Source organism: Allobosea sp. ASV33, assembly GCF_016428755.1.
Taxonomy (GTDB): Bacteria; Pseudomonadota; Alphaproteobacteria; order Rhizobiales; family Beijerinckiaceae; genus Allobosea.
The window spans coordinates 120651-143004 of record NZ_JAELTI010000002.1; the positions used below are offsets into that span (position 1 = coordinate 120651).

Genomic DNA, 22354 nt, shown 5'->3' on the forward strand with positions numbered 1-22354 from the left:
AAGCCTCGACGCGCGCCGACGCGTCGAAACGATGGAGTGTGTCATGAGCGCAAGACAGCGAATTCTGAAACAGATTACCGAAGGGAACTGGTGCGTGGCCGGCTTGGAAAGGAGCTTGTCCATATAGCGCTTCGACCTCCGCTCTCCGAGCGGCCGCGCCGATCTCGGGAGTCCTCGGTGGCGACTGCTATCGGTCGACTTCTCCCGATCGTAGGCCCGCACCGAAGAAGGACGGAGCGCCCGTCGGCGTCATCACCGATCCGTTCCGTCGTCGAACATATGTCTACGAAAGCCGCAACGAGCGCGCGGTGCTCATTCTTCTCATTGCCCATCCGGGAGTCGCAGAGATCCGCGAGCAGGTCACTACGCGCTACCAGCGGCATGGCGTCGACCGTAGCTACACCTTCGACATCGTCGTGCGTATGCGCGACGGCTGGGTCGAGGCAATCGCCGTGAAGGGCAAGGAGGAGGAACTGGCGGCGGACGATACTTGCGGGACCCTCAGGGCGATTCACGCCCAGCACGGCGCTCGCTTCGCCAACGCGTATCGCGCGATTACCTACGAAAAGCTCGATCCCATCGCGCTGAAGAATGCCGAACTTATCCTTCGCTGCGGCGGAGACCGCGATATCGAGGGCCAGACGCAAGTTCGCGAAGCACTCGCTGACCTCCCGGCGACGGTGACGCCGCGCGAGATCGGCGACGCGACGAAGCTCGGGCGTCGCGGGATTCGCGCCGCGTTCGCCCTGGTGCAGGCGGGCATTCTTATGCCCCCCCCTGGACAGGAATTGGATCCGGATCTGCCGCTCGAGAACCGCGCATCAGCAACCGGTAACTACGCTCCTTAGCGCAATCTCCAGTTCTGGAGCGGGATGGTGCCGACCTCCCGCTCCGAAGACAGAGGAAACGATGCAGGCGACGCGTTACAGGCTGGGTAGTCACGATCGGATCAAGATCGCCGGCGCAGCTTATCGCCCCGTCCAGAAAATCGGGCGCGAGCACCTGCTTCAGCTCGTCACCGAAGGAGTGCTTCAGCAGCACTTCCGGCTCGTCAGCGACGAGGAGATCGGTGATCTTCTCCGTAATCGCCGAGTGCGGATTGAAGAGAACCACTACTCGCTCGCCCGTCAATTCCTGCTCGCCAAGGGCGACGATTCCAATCTCCACGGGCTGGAAGAGGACGAAATCCGCTCGATCGCGTGGAAGGCGGAATGGTGCCGACGCTTCGAGGAAGCTCAGGCCGGGGGGCGATTCAGTCGTTCGATGCGCGACTTTGAATCCTTCATCGAGCAAGCCAAGGATTCAATCCATCGCTGGTACATCGAAGAGTTCCGCGCCGCACGCCCTCTCGGACGGGACCTCAGCGGCGAGGAACGCAAGACGTTCGACTATCCCAGCGCATCGACGTTGCGATACTGGCTCAACCGCTACGCTGCGGCAGATCGTCGGCGCGCCGCATTTCGCCCGCGCTATGAAAACTGTGGCAACAAGGATCAGCTCGACCCGCGGGTCGCAATAATCGTCGAGAAGAACGTCAACAGGTATGCGAGTCGCGCGAGGCCAAGAATTGCCGACATCTACGAGGCTGTCGAGGCGGATATCGATGAACTCAATCACAGCCTTCCGGAGGGACCCAAGGTTTACGTCAGCGAGCGCGCGATACGGCGCCGAATACGACGCTTGCCACCCCTCTTCGTAGACCTCGGCCATCTCGGCCCCGATCGAACGAAGAAGAAGTATTCTCCCGTTGGAAGCGGTCTCGGCGAGTTGGCTCGGATGGAACGTGTCGAGATGGACGATTGGGAGATGGATCTCCAGGCCGTCCTGCGTCACAAGCACGCGCGCTATTTCGTAACCGAACAGGCCCGGTCGGCGGCGAACAAGCTTCGCCGTTTGAAGATCACGGTGCGCTGCACCATCACGGCCGCAATCGATGTTGGCACGAAATGTATCGTTGGACTGGCGGTCAGTCCATTCGCGCCTTCGACCGCAGGCTCGAAGTCCGCGCTACGTTCCATCATCGTGGACAAGAGCGAGCTGGCGAAGGCTGCCGGTGCCGCGAGCGACTGGCCAATGACCGCCCGCCCCCGTGCGATCGTCACCGACGGTGGCCCGGCCTTCCGCGGCGAATTCTCGGAAAGCGTCTCAAAGCTCAACATCGAGCATTCTCTACCGGGGGGAAACCCAAGAAATCGCGGAACGATCGAGTCCTTCTTCCGCACCTTCAAGAGATTCTGCCGCCAGTTCACCGGCCAAGCCTTTTCCAACGTCGTCGAGAAAGGCGATTACCCGTCAGAACAGATGGCCAGCCTCGTCGTCGAAGACCTTGAGCGGCTTCTGACACGCTTCATCGTCGACAGCTACCATCACCGGCCTCATCGCGGGCTGGGCGGGGACCGTCCCTATAACGCATGGGCCCACTCCACGGCTGATTTGGACGTCCCTCCCGATCACATTCAGCGACTTATCGCGTTTGGCGTCGAGCTGCACGACAGGGCTATTTCGGCAACCGGAATTCGATATTTCCACGTCGATTATAAGCACTCCAGGATGGCCGCCCTATTCGGCTTGGCCGCCAAGGAGCGCCTGACGGCGATCGTCGATCCTCACGATATGGGCACCATGCTGGTCTTGGTGAAGGACGAATTTCGGGATCATTTCACCGACGACCGCCACGGCAACTACTTGATCTTCACCGCCGAGGGCTACGAGGGCACCAGCGTCGCCGAACACTTTCGCTCCAACCGGGTACTGCGCGAGTTTGAACGCGAGCAGGCGGCGTTGGGAGCGCCGTTCCGGCTCGGTGCGCTCCGCGCGATCCGACAGGAGGCGGAGGCGGCCCGCATCAGGGCGGGTATCCCCTCGGACGAGGTCGATGCCAAGGCGTTCCGAAATTTCGTTCGCTATCTGGAACGGAAAGGGGCCATCGCCGTCGAGCCTCGCCGCCAGCCGTCCGGGGAGCCGATGAACATGGATGATGGCCTCACCAGTGTCGGAACCCTCATCGCAGGAAGCGAGCCGCCACCGAAGGTGAAGACCACCGGAACACAGCAATCTCCGGGTAGCCCATCGATCCTCCCGCGATCCATCAATCTGTACGACGACGAGTCCGACGAATGAGCCAGAACGACGACGACAGCTCCAACCACCTTGAAGCCGATCCCTTCGCTGACGACGACGCCTTCTTAGCGATGATGAAGGCGCGCATGCCCCAGCGCGGCCAACGCATCGTCGAACGCCTGGAGCGCGTCAAATCTGTCTACGTGACCTGTGGTCGCGACAAGGCCCTCGCCGACAGCTTCGATGGCTTCATGCGCAACTTCTTTGCACGGCGAGGTTCAGGCCGTGATGAGGCGGAGGTATTCTTTGTCACCGGCGAAAGCGGGGCAGGCAAGAGCGCCGCGATTGAGCGTCTTCTATCGCGCGAGCCGTTATTGAAGCCGATCGAGGGGCCCTTCGGAACGACTTCGCCTTACGTCTCGATCAAACTTCGTGGCTTCACGCATCCGCGCATCGCAGGTCGAAATATCATTTCCGCCGCCGGATACCCGATCCGCCAGGATACGCAACGGGCAGAAATCTGGGATGTCATGGCGGCCCGGCTCAAGGCCAGGCGGGTTTTTCTGGTCCACATCGACGAAACCCAGCATCTGATCAAGCAATCCGCCTCGCAGAAGGAACGCGAGGAACTGGCGAACGCGATCAAGGGCGTCTCCATCGATCGCGATTGGCCGGTGGCTTTCTTGCTTTCCGGCCTGCCTGGGGTGGCCCAGTTACCGCTCAATGACGAGCAGTTCGAGCGCCGCGGCGGAGCGTTCATCGCTTTCACCGATGTGAAGCTTCCCGAGGAGCGCAAGCTCGTCACGAAAATTCTCGTCAAGATGTGCGAGGCAGCCGGATTGGGCGTCTCGCGCTTGCTGGAAACCGATCTGCCGGAGCGCCTGGCCCATGCCGCTCGGTACCGCTACGCCCGAATATGCCAGATCACTCTCGAGGCCATCCATGCCGCTCTTGCTGCCGACGACGACCCTCACGAGCTGACCCTCACCGACTTCGCGAGGGCCTATGCGACCCGCTCCCATGCGCTGGGGCGCGACGACATGAATCCCTTCCTCGTAGATCGGTGGACGGCCCTGAAACCAGGCTCGTTCCTGATCGACGACACCGACGAGAACTAGGCGATGCCGAGCCACTCGCCGATCCAGCCCTTAGGTTGGGCGCACCCACTCCAGAAGCGAGAACCGGCGAGCGGATTTGCCTCTCGTCTGGCGGCCCTGAACGGCGTGGACCTTCCCACCTTGATGGTCGACATGGCCATTCCGCAGGCGGATGTCTTCTGCGGCACGGAAGCTGCGGCGCGCGACATCGCGGCGCTGGGAGGGCTTGGCGCCGCCGACACGGACGAACTGGTCCGCTACACCCCCTTGCGATTGTCCGCAAACGGCTCGACCAGGGTGACGACGGAGCATCTCGATAGGGGAACGGTGAGCCGGGCGTTCATTCGCTACTGCCCGCATTGCATCCGGGAAGACATCGAAACGTTCAAGGGACCCGAGGCCGCGCGCCCTTGGCAGCGGACTGAGTGGCTGATCGAGAACATCCGAAGCTGTCGGACCCACAACGTCTGGCTCGTCCGCGCCGCCGCGAGCCGCGGAAGGAGCGCAGCGCCCGACTTCGCCGCGACGATCAGCCTGGCGGCGTTGCCAAACCTGGACACGCTGCTGCGAGACGCCGTTGCCTCCCCGCCTTCGGCGTTTGAGGACTGGATCGTCGCGCGATTGGATGGAACTCGCGAGCCATCGAACGGGCTCGACGACATGCCATTGCGGGTAGGCATCGATTTCTGCGAAGCGCTAGGCGTGTCTTCGCTCCACCCTCCCCGCGCAGGTGTCGGAAAGCTTTCGGTGATCGAATGGGCGAGAGCTGCCGAGGAAGGGTTCGGCTTCGCCTCAGGAGGAGAGAACGGCATCGAAAAACTGCTCTCGCGGCTGGTCGAGCAGCAAAACATGACCCGCGGCCAGATGGGCTTGTTCGACACCTATGGCTATGTGGTCAGGCGCCTGCAAAGGACCAAAGGCGATCCCGACTACCAGAAGCCACGCTCGGTACTGCGCCGCCATGCCCTTGAAGCTATTCCGCTCGCCCCGGGGACCGACGTGCTTGGCGAGATCTTGGATCGCCGTCGCCTCCATACCATCCATACGGCCTCCCTGGAGGCAGGTGTGAACGTCCGAGCAATCCGCACCTTGCTCGTCAGAAAGGGCCTATATACGGCTGACGAGGCAGCCGATCTCACGAATCACCGCATCAAACTGAGCGTGGAGGAATTCGAGCGCGAAATCCGAAGGCTTGGCGACGCGGTGAACGCGGAGACGGTCATGCAAATCACTGGCATTCCGCGCAAGCACCTAACCAGTCTCGTTTCTCTCGAATTTCTGCCGTCACTGACCGATTCCAACAACATCGAACGTGCGAAACATCGCTTCGCGCGCGATGACGTCGATGCATTGATGGAGCGCCTGTTCAATGGCGCGGAACCCGTGACGAGTCCGACGTCGCGCCAGATGACCATTCAGCGCGCTCGGCTAAGCGCTCTCGCTACGCTCGACGATCTCTTGCGTTGGGTTCACGATGGCACGCTTCGTTGGAAGGGGCGCCTTGGCAACGAATTGCGCTACGAAAACCTGCTGGTCAACGCCGATGAGATTACATCTCTCGTCAGGAGCAACCGGGAGATCACCGGCATCCATTACGACTCTGTCGATCAATTCATCCCAGGGCTCAGACGCACATCGGCGATCTCCTTGGCCCGGCAGGGAGCGTTCGAGACCGTTGAGGAGTTCGGTTCCAGATCCCGACGCGCGGTGAGCGCATTGACGCCGGAGAGTGTCCAGGCTTTCCAGGAGCGTTACATCACGCTCGTCGAGCTGTGCCGCGTCGGCGGATTTGCTCCCAAGCGCGGCGTGAACAGAATGCGGGCGGCTGGCGTCGATCCCGCGTTTTCCTACGAGACGACGCTTGTCATGATCTACCCGCGTGCCGCTGCGTTGGGAGCTGTGCTGACCGGTCCACGCAAATCATGAGTATGCAGCTAAGCTGATTGGGTTCAGGCTCCTAGCCCGCACTGAGGTTCAAGGCCTCGTACATCAGACTGGCGGCCTCGTGGAGCGGACGTCGACGTCGATACGCTCGCGCTCTACGCCGAGCCGAATACTCTGAAAGCCCTCCTTGGTCGAGAAGAGCCCATTCGCGATCGTTGTGGCGAAGTGATCGCTTCAGACAGGGGTCTGCCGCGTTAGGTAGATTGCAGCCCGCTCACAGGTCGGATCCTAGGCCGCGCTCTCCCAGAGGTGCTTTCGGGCACGAACAGTTCCGGCGTAGCCCCAAGCGTCGAGATCGCCTTGGCGGACTCGGTTAGCCATTCCGCGTTCGTGGACTTTCGGCGGCGTCCTCAATTCTTCTAGCCTTCTCAACAACGACCTCGAGATCGCCATCGCCACAACCCGCGCGAGCATGCCTTTTCGGCCGGAACAAAACTTTGGGTCTGTTTGGAACAAAACTTTGGGTCGGAAGGGCGTTTCAGGGGGGTGTTTTGGAACAAAACTTTGGGTCGGCCATCACGACCTTCTTTGCGAAACCCCGAATGGATTGGCATGACCGCAGGCAGAATTGGCAAATAGTGTAGTGACAGGAATCACTTAGGCGATTTCGCGGACTGCAAAATCACCAGTTCGATTTGTCACGATTGCCAATGGATGGGGTGGCCAAGATTTTGATCTGGCGGCGAGGCAACTTTTCCTCGCCGCCAGATCGCAGGCAGAACATAGAACGAACGCTCGATCGAGATCTCCGGCCCAAGGAGATATGATGGCCACGAAAACCCGGCATGTGCCTCGACCCACGCTTGTCCGTATTCCGCCCCGGATCGTGGTCATTAGAGCCATAGTTTGTCAGTGACCGCGCCTACCAAGGGGCACTGGATTACAGGCGACCGAACTCGCGGCCGCCCGCCAGAGGGGCGATGAGCAGCCTCGTCGATATCGGCCGGGAGAACATGTTGTACAAGCGGGGGAGCGTGCCCTTCTTCAAAACCTATCCGGGCATGCGCGTGCCGCGGCCGCTGATAATCCGCCCGCACCGCCAGGATTCGACTAACCGGGATATCGCCGCGGAGACGCTGGCCCTCACGAAAATGAACTGGAACTCGACCCAGTTTGACGGAGCGTCACCGATCACGCTGCAAGCTGCGCGGCGCTTGGGGCGCATTCTGAAGCACATTCCGCAGGGCTTCGACGTACAGAGCGACTACCGGCACTTCATTTGAATGCAGTCGCGCTCACATCGCCAGAATAGCAACTGCAAGGTCTTCGAAGATCGGACGGATTTTCTGATCCTGCAGATCCAGCGATCACAAACCTTGGCACCGACCGTGCGACGACGGCCGAACGCGAAGAACTAAGCCGACCAGCCGGAATTGGCCCCTAGCTGACTCTCAGAGAGTCCGGTTCCGGGCAAGCCATTCATCAACGGCAGTGCAACCGGCTGAGGACCGTCTCATGCAGCGCCGGGCTGCCGCTCGCCACGACGCAGCGATGGCCGGAATGGATCGTGAGCTCGCGGCCTTCCCAATCTGTGATCGCGCCGCCGGCATTGCGCACGATCGGCGTCAGCGCACAATAGTCGAACGGATCGAGCCCTCCGTCGATGCTGATGTCGAGGGCCCCGTCCGAGACGCGGCCATAGGCGTGGCAGCCGCCGCCATAGACGCACCATTTCGTCTCGCTGCGCAGGCGTTCGAAGGCGGCGCGCTCGCCGGCGTCGAAGGGTTCGGGATTGCCGTTGCCGAGGATGGCCTCGGCCAGCGACGCGCCCTTGCGGGTCTGCACCGCCTCGCCGTTGCGCCGTGTCGGCAGCCCGTCGCCACCGATCCAGCGCTCGGCCGTGACGGGATTGTCGATGACGCCGAGGATCGGCGTGCCCTTGTAGGCCAGCGCGATCAGCGTGCCGAAGGTCGGGATGCCCGTGATGAAGGCCTTGGTGCCGTCGATCGGATCGATGATCCAGACAAAGTCGCGGTCGAGCCCGATGGATTCGTATTCCTCGCCGAGGATGCCGTGGTCGGGATGGGCGACGGCGAGTTCGCGGCGCAGGCTGTCCTCGACACGGCGGTCGATCTCGGTGACCGGGCTGCGATCCGCCTTGGTGTCGAAGCTGCGGCCCTTGGCGATGGCTTCGCGGATGATCGCGCCGCTGCGATCGGCGAGCCGCTCGGCGAAAGCGGCGAAGGCATTGATGTCAGGCTTGGACATGAGCGTCTCCGGCGATCACCGCCGCAGTGCTGGCGGGCGCGCGCTGGTGTCTGGCGAGCCGGTATTCGAGGGCTCGCAGGGCTGCGGTCAGGATGGCGGCGATGACGAGATAGATCGCGGCGGCGGTCACGAAGAGTTCGTAGGGCGCGAAGGTGCGCGCCACGATCGTATTGGCGGTGCCGGTCAGCTCCATGATCGTGATGGTGCTCGCCAGCGAGGTCGCCTTGAGCATGCTGACGACCTCGTTGGCATAGGCCGGCAGGGCAAGCCGGAAGGCGCGCGGCAGGATGATGACGCGATAGGCCATCGGGCCGGACATGCCGCAGGCATGGGCCGCCTCGATCTCGCCGGCCGGCACCGCCTGGATCGCGCCGCGCAGGATGTTGGCCGTATAGGCGGCCGTGTGCAGCGCGAATGTCAGCACCGCGCAGAACCATGGCTCCCGGATGAAGGGCCAGAGCGCGCTCTCGCGGACGACATCGAACTGCGACAGGCCGTAATAGACCAGGAAGATCTGGACCAGGAGCGGCGTGCCCCGGAAGAACGAGATGTAGAAGGCGATTGCTCCGCGGACCAGCAGCGGCGCCTCCAACCGGGCAATCGCGATCGGCACTGCCAGCGCGAGCCCGAGGATGAGGGCAGCCGCTAGGAGCTGCAGGCTGAGCCAGGTGCCCTGCAACAGCGCGGGCAGACTCTCGATCATCAGGGTCGGGTTCATCGCGCCAGCTCCCGCTCGCCGCGGCTGGCGCGGCGCTCCAGTTTCGCAATGAGCAGGCCGTTGCTGGTGGTCAGCACATAGAAGATAACGGCGGCGATCAGGTAGAAGCGGAACGGCTCGCCCGTGACAGCCGTCGCCATGCCGCTGACCCGTATGATCTCCTCCAGCCCGACCACCGAGACGAGCGAGGTGTCCTTGATCAGCGAGACCCAGTTATTCCCGAGGCCGGGCAGGGCGAAACGCCAGATCTGCGGCAGTCGCACCGTCGTGAAGGCGTCCCACCAGGAGAAGCCGAAGGCCTCGGCCGCTTCGATCTGGCCTTTCGGGATGGCGAGGAAGGCGCCGCGTAGCACCTCCGCCGCGTAGCCGCCGAAGACGAGGCTGAGCGCGAAGACGCCGGCAGCAAAAGCAGGAATCTCGACGAAGCCCGCCGCCAGACCGACCGACTTGGCAAGCCCGGTCAGTGTGACCGATCCGCCGAAGTAGATGATCAGGATGATCAGCAGCTCCGGCGTGCCGCGCATCGCCAGCGTGAACAGGAAACCGAGCTGCCGGACCAGCCACCAGCGCGAGAGTTGAGCGAGCGCGCCGAGAATGCCCCAGACGAGCCCGAGCGCCAGCGCGGTGAAGGCGACCTCGAGGGTCACCAGCGCACCGTGCAGGAGCTGGCCGCCCCAACCCATCAGGACATCCATCGTCACGACCTCCGCCGCTTCCGGGCCAACCGCCTCGCCGCGCGATCAGGGCAGGACGCTGAACGACCAGTAGCGATCGTTGATGGCCTTGAAGGAGCCGTCCTTGAACGAGGCGTTCAGCGCCGCGTCGATCTGGTCGCGGAGCGCGCTGTCCTCCTTGCGCAGCGCCACGCCGACGCCGGGACCGAACAGCGCGACGTTGTTGATCTCGGGACCGACGAAATGGAATTTCTCGCCGCGGGGCTTCTGCAGAAAATCGCCGTCGAGCTTGATCGGCCCGGCGAAGGCGAGGTCGATCCGGCCCGATTGCAGGTCGAGCAGCAGGTTGTCGACCGTGTCGTACTGAGCGAGCTTCACGCCCGGGAATTCCTTGGTCATGAACTGTTCGTAGGTCGAGGAGCGCTGGAGCCCGACCGTCTTGCCGGCCAGAGCCTTCGGGTCCGGCTTGCCGTCGGCCGCGATCGGCTGGATGTTCAGCGTCTTGGCGCCGACGAAGCGGGCGGTCGAGGAGCGGTAGGGCACGCTGAAGTCGATCGACTTCTTGCGCTCGTCGGTGATCGACATGCTCGCCACGATCAGGTCGAACTTGCCGGCAAGCAGCGCCGGGATCATGCCGTCCCATTGCTGGCAGACGAAGACGAGGTTGGCGTTCAGGCGCTTGCCGATCTCGCGGGCGACATCGATGTCGAAGCCCTGCAATTCGCCCTTGGCGTCGCGATAGTTGAAGGGCGGATAGGTGCATTCGCTGCCGACCTTGATGTCCTTCGCCGCGGCGCCCGCGGTGAAGGCGCCGAGCAATCCGACGGCGACGAGAAATGGCTTCAGCATGTCGTTCTCCCCTTTGAATTGACGGCTCGGTTCACAGGACGCGTTGTAGGAAGGCGCGGCAGCGCTCGGAGCGCGGGTCGCCGAGAACCTGCTCGGGCGGGCCGCGCTCCTCGACGACGCCCTGGTGCAGGAATAGGACCTCGCTGGAGATCTCGCGGGCGAAGCCCATCTCGTGGGTCACGATGATCATCGTGCGTCCCTCGGTGGCGAGCGTGCGCATCACCGCGAGCACCTCGCCGACAAGCTCCGGATCGAGCGCTGATGTCGGCTCGTCGAAGAGCAGCAGCGCCGGCTCCATCGCCAGCGCACGGGCGATGCCGACGCGCTGCTGCTGACCGCCGGAGATATGGGCGGGATAGGCGTGGCGCTTCTCGACCAGCCCGACCTTTTCGAGATAGGCCTCGGCTCGCTCCGCCGCTTCCTTGCGAGAAAGGCCGAGCACCTTGATCGGCGCCACCGCGACGTTTTCCAGCACGGTCAGGTGGGTCCAGAGATTGAAGCTCTGGAACACCATGCCGATGCGGCTGCGCATCCGGTTGATCTGCTTGCGGTCGAGTTGGGCGCGGGCAGCTCCCTGCTGTGCCAGCCGGACCGTCTCGCCCTCGAAGCGAATGGTGCCGGCATCGGGCAATTCGAGGAAATTGATGCAGCGCAGGAACGTGCTCTTGCCCGAGCCGCTGGCGCCGATCATCGTCACGACGTCATGACTGCGCGCCGTCAGGTCCAGCCCCTTGAGGACGGCGAGATCCCCGAAGCTTTTCCGGATGCCCTCGACTTCCAGGACGGTGCTGCGTTCGACGTTCATGAGGACTCCGCTGCTGACGGCAGAATGTGAGGCGCATGGTGGCCCCCCAAGGTCCAATTCGGAGCTTTCGCTAGGGGCCAGTTCCGGCCCTTGCATAGAAGCGCGGCAGGCTGAGCAGGTTTCGGGCGCCTATTGCATCGTCGCGGAGCGCTCGGCCTCTTCACAGGCGGCATCGACGGCCTCGGCCACCGCCTCGGTACAGACCGGCAGCTTTGCGGTTCGCGTATTGCCGAAGCCGAGGATCAATCCTCGCCGTACCGGCCCGCGGCAATATCGTGACAAGGCTGGGCAATCGAAGCCGCGACGCAGAAGCTCTGCCGCAGCCGCGACATCGTCGAACGGAACGCGAGGTCGAACCGTCATGTGCAATCCGGCGGTGACATAAGGGATGACGAAGCGGTCGCCGATCCGCTGCTGCAATCCGTCTGCGAGCAGCAGTGAGCGTTCTCGATAGATCGCCCGCATCCGCCGCAAATGCGTCGCCAGATGCCCCTCCGCCATGAAGGCGGCGACCAGCGCCTGGTCCGGCTGCGGCGCATAGAGCGAGAAGACGCGTTGTGCCTGGGCGAAGGCCTCGACGAGGTTCGGTGGAACGACGAGATAGGCCAGCCGCAAGCCTGGCGCCAAGGCGCGGTTGAACGAGCTGGTATAGATGACGCGCCCTTGCGTGTCAGCGGCGAAGAGCGGCGGCTGCGCTTGTCCGGACCAGCGGATCTCGCTGTTGAAATCGTCCTCCAGCACCCAGCCGCCATGAGCTTGCGCCCAGGCGAGCAGAGCCTGGCACCGCGCGGACGGCATCGAGGATCCAAACGGGAACTGCTCGACCGGGGAGACGACGACCAGTTTCGGCAACGCGCCTCCGTCCGCCGGCGTCGGCAGCGCAGCGGCATCGAGCCCCATCTCATCCACCGGAACGGGAAGGATGCGCAAGCCGCTGAGCTCGAAGGTGGCGAGTTCGGCGAGATGGCCGGGATCCTCGACCGCGACGGTGTCGCCGACATCGAGCAGGACATGGGCAACGAGCGCTGCCGCCTGGAGGGTGCTGCCGATGACGATAACCTGTTCCGGCACGCAGGCCAGGCCGCGCGCTTCGGCCAGATAGGTCGCGATCTGCTGCGTCAGCCCGGCGCCGGGGCGACCGACACCGTAGCCGGTCTGTGAGATCGCTCGCGAGCGCCAGTGCCGGGCCGCGAGCCGGCTGAAGATCTCGTAGGGAAACTCGTCGAGAGCCGGCACGCCGGGGCTGAGGCCCAGCGTCTCCGAGCGCTCGGACGGCAGGCCGAATCCGAGGAGCCGCGTCGCGCGTTCCGACAGCGCGGCCTGGCCTGGCAGCGGCGCGGGCGAACTCGGCTTGGCGCGCGCTTGGTGATCCTCGGGCAGGACTTTGTCGACGAAGGTGCCGGAACCATGGGCGCGCCGGACATAGCCCTCCGCCTCCAGCCGGTCATAGGCCTGCACCACCGTGTTGCGGGCAAGCGACAATTCCTTGGCCAGGGTGCGGCTCGGGGGCAGACGCGTCCCGCGCGGCAGCATGCCCTCGATGATGCTTGTCCGGAACTGGGCGAAGATCTGCTCATAGAGCGGTGTGTCGCTGTCGCGCGCGAGCCTGATCAGGTTCCAGACGGGATAGTTGAACTGGTTGGCCATTCGCCCTCGTCAGGCTGACACGCCCTTCCGAATGAACTCATGTGCCGTGTTCTCCGCGCGGATTTCCAACAGATTCCATAGCTATACGTATCTTCCCCACATGTTGTCCCGGCAGAAGGCGGGAAGGCTCAGCGGGATGGGGTGAAATCCGTCGAAGGCCTCGCACACATCTGTTCGCGCAGTGTCGCCGCTTATGCGGCAGCACTGCGCCGGAGCGATCTTTCGCGAGATGTGCGACCGTTGCGGCACTCCTGGGCGCCGAGGGCGCCCGAGGAGATCTCTCAGCCTCCAGTTGGAGACGAACAGGCCTATTTGGTCGCCGTAGCGTAGGAAGTCCACCGCTTGAGGAACTCGTCGCGCTTGGCGGCGGCTTCGTCCTCGTCGATGGCGAAGACCTTGACGCTCTCCATGGCCGGGAGCTCGACATATTTGGAGACGTCGATGTCGCTGCGGCTCGGGCGGCGGAAGGCGTTCTCCAGCAGCGCGATCTGGGCTTCCTTCGAGAGCATCAGGTCATAGGCCGCCTTGGCGGCGGCGCCGGCCGGCGCGCCCTTGACCAGGACCTGGAACTCCGGCGTCGAGAAGGTGCCCTCAGTCGGATAGAGCAGCGATATCTCGCGCTGGCCGCCGGCGACATAGGCATAGGCGTTCGACTCGAAGGTCAGGCCCATCGCGTATTCGCCCTGGCCGACGGCGCGCAGCACGGTCGAGGCAGCGCTTGAGACGGTCAGGTTCGCGGCGAGCGCCTTGAGACCCTCCGGTCCCATCAGCTTGTCGACGCCCCAGAGGATGGTGAAGGCGGTCGAGCTGTTGGTAGGGTCGGCGATGATGATCTTGCCCTTGAAGGCGGGGTCGATCAGATCCTTCCAGGTCTTCGGCGCCGGCTTCCCGCCGAGCTGGTTCTTGTTGATCATCGCCACGACGAGATGGACGTTCGAGGCCGCCCAAAGGTTCTCCGGATGGCGCAAGGCCGCCGGAATGGCCGATGCGGCCGGCGAGGCATAGGGCTCGAAGAGCTGCTTGAAGGCACCCAGCGTGTTGGCGCTGGAGCTCCAGAAGATGTCGGCCTGCGGCTTGGCGGCCTCGGCCTCGATGCGGCGCAGCAGCTGGCCCGAACCGCCGGTGATCGTGCTGATCTTGAGGTTCGGCTGCTTCTCCTTGGCGACGCCGAGCACGGCATCGACGGACTGGGCGTTGTTGGAGGTGTAGAGCACGACGGTGCCCGAGGCGCTCTGCGCGAATGCGGGCGCGGCGGCCATGCCGGCGAGGCCGGCGAGCACGGTGCGGCGGTCGATCAGGTGGGTCATGTGGTCGTTCCTTTCATTCCGCCTTCCCCTCCGAGCGCGGGCGGCAGGCGGAGCCGGCCCGGCTTTGTCCGGTTCGGTTCGTTCAGCTCTTCGACGAGAACAGGTCGATCTTGAAGACGCGGGTCGCGACGATGATCGGAATCAGGATCACCGCGACCAGCACGAGGCCATAGGCCGAGGCCGGGGCCATCAGGTTGGAGTCGATCAGTTTGTAGATCTGGATCGGCATGGTCTCGCGGCCGCCGGAATAGACGATGATCGAGGCCGAGAGCTCGGCGACTGTCGTCGTCCAGGTCAGCACTGCGGCGGCGGCGACGGCCGGCAGCATCAACGGCAGCACGACCTTGAAGAAGGTCGCGACCGGCGGCACGCCGAGGCTGATCGAGGCCTCCTCGATCGAGTTCGGGATGTTGTAGAGCGTCGAGGACGAGTTGCGGATGCCGAAGGGCAGACGGCGGACGATATAGGCGAGCACGATGATGCTAGCCGTGCCGGTGAGCGGCAGGAAGCCGGTGTTGAAGGACATGATCAGCCCGATGCCGATGATCGTGCCAGACAGGGCCAGCGGCAGCGCCGTCAGGTAATCGAGCGCAGGCGTCAGGATGTTGCGCTTCTTGACGATGAGATAGCTGACGATGGCCGAGAAGGTGATGCCGATCGCGGTCGCGACCGCCGAGTAGATCAGTGTGTTGGTCACCGGGTCGGGCGCGATCTTCACGAGGCGCTCAACATGGGCCGTGGTCCATTCGCCCCAGCGCATCACCGGGCCGCGCGAGACGGTGAAGGCGCCGATCACGATCGATCCGAGCGGCAAGAGCGACACGATGACGAGGAGACCGGCCGAGAGGCCGATGACGAGGCCGGGCAGGCCGCGCAGCTTCTCGGCCCGCGCGCCGCGGCCCTGCGTCACCTCGTGGCGGCCGCGCGAGACGATCCAGCGCTGGACGAAGAGCACGATCATGACGAGCGCGATCGAGACGGTGGCGAGCGTCGACTGCATCACCGGGTCGGAGCCGCCCTCGGCGACGGCGGCCTGATAGGTCAGGACGGAGAGCAGCGGCACGCGGCTGCCGAGGATGGTCGCGGTGGCGAAATTGCCGACGACCAGCGTGAAGACCAGCAGCGCGCTCGCCAGCACGGAGGGCAGGACCACCGGCAGCATGACCTTGAGGCGCGACTGCGCCGGTGAGGTGCCGAGGCTCTGAGCGGCCTCCTCGAGCTGGACGTCGAAGCCACGGATGGCCGCGAGCGTGCCGATATAGATGTAGGTGTAGTAGGTGAAGGTCATCACCGTGATCAGGCCGGGCCAGCCGTAGAAGCTCGGCATGTCGATGCCGTGCCCGCCGAGCCAGCGGGTGATGAAGCCGTTATTGCCCAGCATCATCAGCCAGGTCTGCGCGGCGATGACCTCGGGGATGACCAGCGTGATCAGCGGCAACACCGCGACGATCGACTTGCCGGGAAAGTCGAAGCGCGCCGTGAAATAGGCGAGCGGCACGCCGATCAGCGTCGTGGTCAGCGTCACCGCGATGCCGAGGACGACGGTGTTGACGATGGCGGCCAAGTACTTGGGATCGCCGGCCAGCGTCACCCAGCCATTGCGGCCGCCGCTGCCGATCGAGCCCGTCAGGACGTTGAGTAGCGGATAGAGCAAAAAGACGGCCAGGATCGCCAGCGCCAGCGCGGAGAACCAGAACCAGACCGAGCGGAATTGCTGGCTCATGATGCGAGCACCAGCGTAAGGGCGGGATCGAATCCGAGGCCGACGGTCGCGCCGGGCTCGAAGCGGTCATGCGCGCCGCTTTGCAAATCGACCGCAAGCACGCGGCCGCTGTCGAGCGCGACCTTGTAGCTGGTCTTGCCGCCGAGATACTGGCGATGCGCGATCCGGCCGGGCAGCGTGCCAGCGGTGCCGGGCTCGGCCAGAACGATGTCTTCTGGGCGGGCGACGAGCGTCGCCTTGCCAGCGGCGAGGGCGGCCGGTGCGCGCGCCGCAATCGCGATGCCGTCGAGCGCGATGGCCGCGGTCTCGCCGGCCTGGCGGGCCGCGGTCTCGATCGCGATAATATTGGCGCCGCCGACGAAATCCGCGACATAGCCGGTGCGCGGCTCGCGATAGATTTGCGCGGGCGTGCCGACCTGCTCCAGCCGGCCCTGGTTCATCACGCCGATCCGGTCGGACATGGCGAGCGCCTCCTCCCGGTCATGGGTGACGAAGACGGTGGTGATCCTCGCCTCGCGCTGGAGCTCGACGATGGTTTCGCGCACCTGGAGGCGCAGCTTGGCGTCGAGATTGGAGAGCGGCTCGTCCATCAGCAGCACCTTCGGCTGGATGACGAGGGCACGCGCCAGGGCCACGCGCTGGCGCTGACCGCCGGAGAGCGCGGCCGGATGGCGGCCCCCGAGATGGCCGAGGCCGACGCGCTCCAGCGCCGCCTGGACCTTGGGCTTGATCGCGCTCTCCGCCTGTTTGCGGGCGCGCAGGCCATAGGCGACGTTGTCGAACACGGTCTTGTCGGGGAAGAGCGCATAGTCCTGGAAGCACATGCCGATATCGCGCTTGTGCGGCGGCAGATGCGTTACTTCCGTGCCGCCGAAGCGCATATGGCCGCGCTGGGCCGGGACGAAGCCGGCGATGGTACGCAGGAGCGTGGTCTTGCCGCAGCCGGAGGGGCCGAGCAGCGTAAAGAACGAGCCGGGCTCGATCGTCAACGCCAGCCTGTCGATCACGCGCTGCCCGCCATAGGCGACGGCCAGATCCTCAATCTCAATGCCCATCTCATCGTCCCCTCTCAACTGAAAGCTCCGGCGGATCGGCGCCGTCTCGGAGCAGATGTTCGGTGGCCAGCTCAGCGTGTCATGGTTTTCTCGACGAGGCGCAGCATCTCCCGATGGCGGGTGGGATCGCCGGCGGCCATGATGCGCTTGCCCGTCTTGTGGTCGACCGGCCGCCCTTCCCAGTCGGTGACGACGCCGCCGGCCCCTTCGATGATCGGGCGGAAGGGCGCGAAATCCCATAGCTTCAGGCGCGTGTCGAAAGCGGCATCGGTGCGCCCGCTCGCCAGCAGGCCGAAGCTCATGCAGGCGCCGCCCCAGATGCGCCATGCGGTCGCGGCGCGCATCGCATCGAGCGCGGGCGCCTCCTCAGCGTCGAAGAAATCGGGATTGCTGGCGGAGAGGATGGCCTCACTCAGGGCGCCGCAGGTGCGGGTGCGGCAGGGGCGGCCGTTATGCGTGGTGGGGCTGCCCTTGACGCCGATCCAGCGATCGCCGGTGATCGGATGGTCGATGATCCCCAGGATCGGTTCCCCCTCCTGCATCAGCGCGATCAGCGATCCGTAGACCGGTAGACCGGCGATGAAGGCGGCGGTGCCGTCGATCGGATCGAGCACCCAGACCAGATCGGCATCGCCATCGCCATCGGAGGGAGCTTCCTCTTCGCCGATGATGCCATGGCCCGGGAAACGATCGGCCAGCATCTCGCGCATGCGGCGTTCGATGCGGGCGTCGAGTGCCGTGACGAAGCTTTTGTCGGGCTTGACCTCGACATCCGGGCGGACACTGGCCGCGTCCCGCAGGATCGCACCGCTTTCCGTCGCGAGCTGGATGGCAAAGGCCAGCCACTCAGCCTGGTTGTTCCCGGTATGCATCCGCTATCCCCACCATCTGTAGAGGCGGCTTAGCATTTGTGGATATATGTGGCAATGTGGATTTATGACCGATTTATGGTGATCGCTGTTGCGCCCCCTGGGCTGGCGGTGCAATGAACCGATTCGCAGGAGGCGACAGCGCATGTGGCAGGGCGAGAGAAGGCAGCGAATCCGTGCGCTTCTGGAGACATTCGGCAGCGTTTCGGTCGAGCGGCTCGCCCAGGAATTCAGCGTTTCCCACGAATCGATCCGGCGTGATCTCGTCGCGATGGAGCAGGATGGCTCGTTGCGCCGGGTGCATGGCGGGGCCGTCGGCCTGACGGCGGAGCAGGATGCATCCTACGGCGCCCGCTCGACCGTCCGCCTGAAGGAGAAGCGCGCGATCGCGCAGGCCGCTATGGCGCTGATCAAGAGCGGTCAAACCCTGTTCCTCGACGGAGGGACAACGACGGCAGCCCTGGCGGAAGAGCTCAAGAGCGTTCCCGAGCTGAACATCCTGACCAATTCCCTGGACGTCGCGACCACCATGGCGTCGACGCAGCAGAGGATGGGCAGCCGCGTGTTCCTCCTGGGCGGCGTGATCGTCCACGAGCCGCCGGAGACCGGCGGCCCCTCGACGATCAACGACATCTACCGGTTCAAGGCGGACCTCGCCCTTCTGTCGCCTTTCGGGGTCGACATCAACGGTGGGGCGACCAACTTCTTCGAGCACACCGCCGAGATCGCACGCGCCATGGTCGCCAACGCGGCCTGCGTCGTCCTGATCGCCGATCATTCCAAGATCGGCGTGACCAGCCGCTTCCGCTTCTGCGAGCTCGATCGCGTTTCCGCAATCGTCACGGACAGGAAGGCGAAAACGCTGCCTGCGCTGGCAGCGCTTTCGAGCACCGTCGAGCGCGTGATCGTTGCCCATACCTAGCTTGACGATGTTTTCTGACTCGGCGCAGCTCAGACCCGTTTGATCCTGCGCACTTGGGTCCGCTTTCAGGCAACCCGTCTATTTCCGCTCCTGGCGCTAACTGCTTCAGCTGAAGCTTGCGCACGGCGAAGGCGCCGAGGTGGCCTCAACCTGGGACGCCGGCTATCTTGGGAAGAGCTTCGCAGCGGGTTGAAAACAGGCGTTCTCCGATAAAATCGACGAAGACGCGGACCTTCGGCGAGAGATTGCGGCTGGAAGGCCAGATCAGGCTGAAATGGCCGGGGGCATCGATTCGTTCGTCGAGCAGGGTGTGGAGTTCGCCCTTCGCCAGCGGATCACGCGCCAGAAAATCCGGCATGCAGCCGATACCGAGGCCGGCGATGGTAGCGCCGCGCAGCGCCTCCATGTTGTTGCAGGTCAAGACCGTGCGTGGGCGAAACTCCGGTTCTCCAGCCGGCAACGTGAGTGGCCACGCTTGAATCTTGCCGCTGTTGGGAAAACGGAAGCGGACACCGAGATGCCTGTCGAGATCGCACGGCCACTCTGGCTTCCCGTGGCGCTCCAGATAGGATGGCGCGGCGCAGAGCAGCAGCTGGAATGGGCGCAGGCGCCGCACCATCAGGCGCGAATCCGGGAGATCCCCGCTACGAATCGCGACATCGACGCCCTCGTCGATCAGATCGACGAGGCGATCGTTGAAATCGAGGTCTACCTCGACTTCAGGATAGCGCGCCATGAACTCCGGCAGAACCGGCAAGAGCAGGTGATAGCTCACGATCGGTGCGCTGACCCGCAAGCGTCCACGCGGCACATCCATCGCGCGAGCGAGCATCGCGCGAGCGTCGTCGAGATCATCCAGAATGCGCCGGCAGCGCTCGTGGAAAACGCGCCCCTCCTCGGTCAGCCGCAGGCTGCGGGTCGAACGCTGGAACAGGCGGATGCCGAGCTGCTGTTCGAGCTTGGTCACGGCCTTGCCGACCGCCGACGCGGAAAGCCCGAGCACGCGCCCCGCCGCGACGAAGCTGCCGAGATCGGCGGTCCGTACAAAGGCCGTCAGGCCGGTCAGCGAATCCAAGCTGCTCCTCCTGATATGAAATCATTCGAGCGTTTTCTTCCGATATGATCGGATCATGCAGCCACTTGGCTTCGATTGCATCAATAATATCCTGCTCCGACACAAAGGCGAGCGCCGACTGGGTAGCAGCGCCGTCATCGGACGGGACATTCCATTCATGACACAAACCATCACGCGGCCGAGCGCGACCGGGCAAGCGCTCGTGCTCCTCTCCGTCTGCCTTGCCGCTGCCGCGATGCCGCTAACCTTCACAGGGCCGGCTGTCGCGCTTCCTGCCATCGGCAAGACGCTGGGCGGCAGCCCGATCGCGCTCAACTGGGTCACTAACGCCTTCATGCTGACCTTCGGATCGAGCCTGATGGCAGCGGGCGGACTCGCGGATGCCTACGGCCGCAAGCGCGTCTTCCTTATCGGTGTCGGCGCATTCGGCATGCTTTCCATGGCACTGGCCGTTGCACCTGACATATTCTGGTTCGATCTGGGGCGGGCGGCCCAGGGCATCGCTGCGGCGGCCGCTTTTTCCGGCGGCATGGCGGCGCTCGCGCAGGAATTCGACGGGCGCGCGCGCATCCGTGCTTTCAGCATCGTCGGCACGAGTTTTGGTGTCGGCCTTTCCTTCGGACCAATTGCGTCGGGATTGATGATTGACGCCTTCGGCTGGCGTAGCATTTTTGGGCTCGTGGTCGTTCTGGCGGCGCTGGCGCTGGCGCTCGGCGCGCGCTTCCTGCGCGAAACGCGCGACCCGGGCGCCGCCGGCCTCGATTGGCCCGGCGCGCTCAGCTTCACCCTGGCCCTGGCGCTCTTTACTTATGGTGTCCTGCTGGCGCCGGAGCGCGGCTGGACCGAGCCAACCGTGATGAGCCTTTTGGCGGGTTCCGCCGCGCTGTTTATCACCTTTGGGGTGATCGAACGGCGTGTCGCTCGGCCGATGCTTGACCTCACCTTGTTCCGCTACCCCCGCTTCGTCGGCGTGCAGTTACTCGCTGCGGCGCCTGCCTACGCCTTCGTCGTGCTGCTGATCCTGCTGCCGGTGCGCTTCATCGGAATCGAGGGCCTGAGCGAGATCGCTGCCGGCCAGCTGATGATCGCACTCTCCGCGCCGTTGCTGGCTCTCCCTTTCGCGGCTGGCCTGCTGACGCGCTGGTTCGCTTCGGCGACGATCTGTGGCGTCGGCCTGTTGATCTGCGCTGTCGGCTTGTTCTGGCTGAGCTGCGTGCCGCTTGGAGGCCAGTCGATGGATATCGTCCTGCCAATGGCATTGATCGGCATCGGTATCAGCCTACCCTGGGGACTGATGGATGGGCTTGCTGTCAGCGTCGTGCCCAAAGAGCGCGCCGGCATGGCGACCGGCATTTTCAGTACGACCCGTGTCGCCGGCGAAGGTGTGGCGCTGGCCGTGGTCAGCGCCGTGTTATCCGCCTTGACGGCAGGGCATCTGGCGGCTGGTGCGGCGGCAGCACATGCGGGCCCGGCAGCCCAGTTGCTCATCACCGGCGATATCGAGGCCGCGACCGCGTTGCCGCTGATGAGTCGCGCGGCGCTTTTGCAGAGCTATGGCGACGCCTTCGCGACATTACTCCTGATCCTCTGCGCCATCACAATCCTTACCGCTATCGTCGTCTTCGCTTTCCTCGGCCGAAGGGCGGAACAAGGAACCGAGCCAGTGGTGGTGGAGGAAGACCGTCTCTGCACATCGGAAGCCTGACTCGGAAATGGCGCAAAGCGATATCGCACGGAATCCGCATCAAGACCGTTTCTCTTGGCGATGACGAAGGCTTCAAGGAGCGTCAGACTTCGCATGGCGGTCGCCAGAGCCAGGGTACTGACGCGAGAGAGGCAACTCCGTACCGCCGCCGCGATAAAGTATAGACATTTGAACTCCGCGATGCCAAACAGGCCGCCGTCACGCGCATCGGCCGAGGGCCTGTAGGCAAATTGAGGAACCGATCATGCAACTAACGATCGGAAGCGCCGAGCCGAGGGATGAGCAAGCGGTCTGCGCCTTATGGCGGGCCTGCGATCTGGTCGCGAACTACAACGACCCGAAGGCGGACTTTGAGTTCGCCAAAGCCGGAGAGTGCTCCGACGTCCTCGTCGGCCGGAATTCAGAGGGCTCGATCTGCGGCAGTGTGATGGTGGGGCACGACGGTCATCGGGGATGGCTGTATTATGTAGCCTCTGATCCCACTCGTCGTGGCGCTGGTTTCGGTCGGCAGATGGTTGCAGCCGGCGAAGATTGGCTTCGCCAAAGAGGTGTCGTAAAGGTCCAGCTCCTTGTCAGAGAGACGAATACGAAGGTGATTTCCTTCTATGAGCATCTCGGCTTCGAAGTCGCGCCGCGAACCGTTATGGCAAAGTGGCTGATCGAAACCCCTTAGGTCTGCAGCTTTCCGCCTTTTGG

At 64.1% G+C, this 22354-nt stretch carries 19 protein-coding genes; 8 read left to right on the forward strand and 11 right to left on the reverse strand.

The window, feature by feature from the left end:
* Positions 1 to 308 precede the first annotated feature (308 nt).
* The 5 genes from JHD80_RS01235 (at position 309) to JHD80_RS01255 (ending at position 7324) form a co-directional block, all read left to right on the forward strand.
* Positions 309 to 848, forward strand: coding sequence for a PDDEXK family nuclease (locus JHD80_RS01235; RefSeq protein ID WP_199084549.1), 540 nt, complete (start codon positions 309 to 311; stop codon positions 846 to 848).
* Between the two features lie 61 nt (positions 849 to 909).
* Complete coding sequence (locus JHD80_RS01240) at positions 910 to 3120, forward strand: hypothetical protein (RefSeq protein WP_199084550.1); 2211 nt, start codon at positions 910 to 912, stop codon at positions 3118 to 3120.
* Positions 3117 to 4178 (forward strand): ATP-binding protein, encoded by a 1062-nt coding sequence (locus tag JHD80_RS01245; protein WP_199084551.1) that lies wholly within the window; start codon positions 3117 to 3119, stop codon positions 4176 to 4178. Before JHD80_RS01240 ends, JHD80_RS01245 begins: the two co-directional genes overlap by 4 nt.
* 3 nt (positions 4179 to 4181) lie before the next feature.
* Entirely contained in the window at positions 4182 to 6083 is a 1902-nt protein-coding gene (locus JHD80_RS01250; protein WP_199084552.1) for a TniQ family protein, read from the forward strand.
* A 938-nt stretch (positions 6084 to 7021) separates the two neighbouring features.
* Positions 7022 to 7324 (forward strand): hypothetical protein, encoded by a 303-nt coding sequence (locus tag JHD80_RS01255; protein WP_199084553.1) that lies wholly within the window; start codon positions 7022 to 7024, stop codon positions 7322 to 7324.
* Positions 7325 to 7523: 199 nt separating this feature from the next.
* Here JHD80_RS01255 and JHD80_RS01260 read toward each other — a convergent pair whose 3' ends face one another.
* From JHD80_RS01260 to JHD80_RS01305, 10 genes are all read right to left on the reverse strand, one after another.
* Entirely contained in the window at positions 7524 to 8309 is a 786-nt protein-coding gene (locus JHD80_RS01260; RefSeq protein WP_199084554.1) for an inositol monophosphatase family protein, read from the reverse strand.
* Positions 8296 to 9027 (reverse strand): ABC transporter permease, encoded by a 732-nt coding sequence (locus tag JHD80_RS01265; protein ID WP_199084555.1) that lies wholly within the window; start codon positions 9025 to 9027, stop codon positions 8296 to 8298. The genes JHD80_RS01260 and JHD80_RS01265 overlap by 14 nt, the downstream gene beginning before the upstream one ends.
* Positions 9024 to 9722: an ABC transporter permease gene (locus tag JHD80_RS01270; protein ID WP_199084577.1), complete on the reverse strand. Its 699-nt coding sequence runs from the start codon at positions 9720 to 9722 to the stop codon at positions 9024 to 9026. Before JHD80_RS01270 ends, JHD80_RS01265 begins: the two co-directional genes overlap by 4 nt.
* Before the next feature lie 45 nt (positions 9723 to 9767).
* On the reverse strand, positions 9768 to 10550 hold the full coding sequence (locus JHD80_RS01275; RefSeq protein WP_199084556.1) for a transporter substrate-binding domain-containing protein: 783 nt from the start codon (positions 10548 to 10550) through the stop codon (positions 9768 to 9770).
* Between the two features lie 31 nt (positions 10551 to 10581).
* Positions 10582 to 11355, reverse strand: a complete 774-nt coding sequence (locus JHD80_RS01280; RefSeq protein ID WP_199084557.1) for an ABC transporter ATP-binding protein — start codon at positions 11353 to 11355, stop codon at positions 10582 to 10584.
* Between the two features lie 129 nt (positions 11356 to 11484).
* Complete coding sequence (gene pdxR, locus JHD80_RS01285; protein WP_199084558.1) at positions 11485 to 13002, reverse strand: MocR-like pyridoxine biosynthesis transcription factor PdxR; 1518 nt, start codon at positions 13000 to 13002, stop codon at positions 11485 to 11487.
* 308 nt (positions 13003 to 13310) lie between these two features.
* On the reverse strand, positions 13311 to 14309 hold the full coding sequence (locus JHD80_RS01290; RefSeq protein ID WP_199084559.1) for an extracellular solute-binding protein: 999 nt from the start codon (positions 14307 to 14309) through the stop codon (positions 13311 to 13313).
* Between the two features lie 82 nt (positions 14310 to 14391).
* Positions 14392 to 16032, reverse strand: coding sequence for an ABC transporter permease (locus JHD80_RS01295; RefSeq protein ID WP_199084560.1), 1641 nt, complete (start codon positions 16030 to 16032; stop codon positions 14392 to 14394).
* The gene (locus JHD80_RS01300) at positions 16029 to 17087 is read right to left on the reverse strand and encodes an ABC transporter ATP-binding protein (protein ID WP_199084561.1); all 1059 of its coding nucleotides are present in this window, start codon (positions 17085 to 17087) and stop codon (positions 16029 to 16031) included. Before JHD80_RS01300 ends, JHD80_RS01295 begins: the two co-directional genes overlap by 4 nt.
* 71 nt (positions 17088 to 17158) lie before the next feature.
* A complete protein-coding gene (locus JHD80_RS01305; protein WP_199084562.1) occupies positions 17159 to 17959 on the reverse strand; it encodes an inositol monophosphatase family protein in 801 nt (266 codons plus the stop codon).
* Between the two features lie 142 nt (positions 17960 to 18101).
* Here JHD80_RS01305 and JHD80_RS01310 point away from each other — a divergent pair, with 142 nt between their 5' ends.
* Entirely contained in the window at positions 18102 to 18878 is a 777-nt protein-coding gene (locus tag JHD80_RS01310; protein ID WP_199084563.1) for a DeoR/GlpR family DNA-binding transcription regulator, read from the forward strand.
* Between the two features lie 145 nt (positions 18879 to 19023).
* Here the strand turns inward: JHD80_RS01310 and JHD80_RS01315 are convergent, their stop codons facing one another.
* Positions 19024 to 19953: a LysR family transcriptional regulator gene (locus JHD80_RS01315; protein WP_199084564.1), complete on the reverse strand. Its 930-nt coding sequence runs from the start codon at positions 19951 to 19953 to the stop codon at positions 19024 to 19026.
* 157 nt (positions 19954 to 20110) lie between these two features.
* Here JHD80_RS01315 and JHD80_RS01320 point away from each other — a divergent pair, with 157 nt between their 5' ends.
* Together JHD80_RS01320 and JHD80_RS01325 are read left to right on the forward strand one after the other, a co-directional pair.
* Positions 20111 to 21658, forward strand: a complete 1548-nt coding sequence (locus JHD80_RS01320; RefSeq protein ID WP_199084565.1) for an MFS transporter — start codon at positions 20111 to 20113, stop codon at positions 21656 to 21658.
* 244 nt (positions 21659 to 21902) lie between these two features.
* Complete coding sequence (locus JHD80_RS01325) at positions 21903 to 22331, forward strand: GNAT family acetyltransferase (protein WP_199084566.1); 429 nt, start codon at positions 21903 to 21905, stop codon at positions 22329 to 22331.
* Positions 22332 to 22354 lie beyond the last annotated feature (23 nt).

Excerpts from the sequence above, each read along its gene's own strand:
- JHD80_RS01265 (WP_199084555.1), bottom strand. The coding sequence starts at position 9,027 with ATGAACCCGACCCTGATGATCGAGAGTCTGCCCGCGCTGTTGCAGGGC.
- JHD80_RS01295 (WP_199084560.1), bottom strand. The coding sequence starts at position 16,032 with ATGAGCCAGCAATTCCGCTCGGTCTGGTTCTGGTTCTCCGCGCTGGCG.
- JHD80_RS01245 (WP_199084551.1), top strand. The coding sequence starts at position 3,117 with ATGAGCCAGAACGACGACGACAGCTCCAACCACCTTGAAGCCGATCCC.
- JHD80_RS01320 (WP_199084565.1), top strand. The coding sequence starts at position 20,111 with ATGACACAAACCATCACGCGGCCGAGCGCGACCGGGCAAGCGCTCGTG.
- JHD80_RS01240 (WP_199084550.1), top strand. The coding sequence starts at position 910 with ATGCAGGCGACGCGTTACAGGCTGGGTAGTCACGATCGGATCAAGATC.
- JHD80_RS01255 (WP_199084553.1), top strand. The coding sequence starts at position 7,022 with ATGAGCAGCCTCGTCGATATCGGCCGGGAGAACATGTTGTACAAGCGG.
- JHD80_RS01325 (WP_199084566.1), top strand. The coding sequence starts at position 21,903 with ATGCAACTAACGATCGGAAGCGCCGAGCCGAGGGATGAGCAAGCGGTC.
- JHD80_RS01260 (WP_199084554.1), bottom strand. The coding sequence starts at position 8,309 with ATGTCCAAGCCTGACATCAATGCCTTCGCCGCTTTCGCCGAGCGGCTC.
- pdxR (WP_199084558.1), bottom strand. The coding sequence starts at position 13,002 with ATGGCCAACCAGTTCAACTATCCCGTCTGGAACCTGATCAGGCTCGCG.
- JHD80_RS01250 (WP_199084552.1), top strand. The coding sequence starts at position 4,182 with ATGCCGAGCCACTCGCCGATCCAGCCCTTAGGTTGGGCGCACCCACTC.
- JHD80_RS01270 (WP_199084577.1), bottom strand. The coding sequence starts at position 9,722 with ATGGATGTCCTGATGGGTTGGGGCGGCCAGCTCCTGCACGGTGCGCTG.
- JHD80_RS01310 (WP_199084563.1), top strand. The coding sequence starts at position 18,102 with ATGTGGCAGGGCGAGAGAAGGCAGCGAATCCGTGCGCTTCTGGAGACA.
- JHD80_RS01305 (WP_199084562.1), bottom strand. The coding sequence starts at position 17,959 with ATGCATACCGGGAACAACCAGGCTGAGTGGCTGGCCTTTGCCATCCAG.
- JHD80_RS01280 (WP_199084557.1), bottom strand. The coding sequence starts at position 11,355 with ATGAACGTCGAACGCAGCACCGTCCTGGAAGTCGAGGGCATCCGGAAA.
- JHD80_RS01290 (WP_199084559.1), bottom strand. The coding sequence starts at position 14,309 with ATGACCCACCTGATCGACCGCCGCACCGTGCTCGCCGGCCTCGCCGGC.
- JHD80_RS01275 (WP_199084556.1), bottom strand. The coding sequence starts at position 10,550 with ATGCTGAAGCCATTTCTCGTCGCCGTCGGATTGCTCGGCGCCTTCACC.
- JHD80_RS01300 (WP_199084561.1), bottom strand. The coding sequence starts at position 17,087 with ATGGGCATTGAGATTGAGGATCTGGCCGTCGCCTATGGCGGGCAGCGC.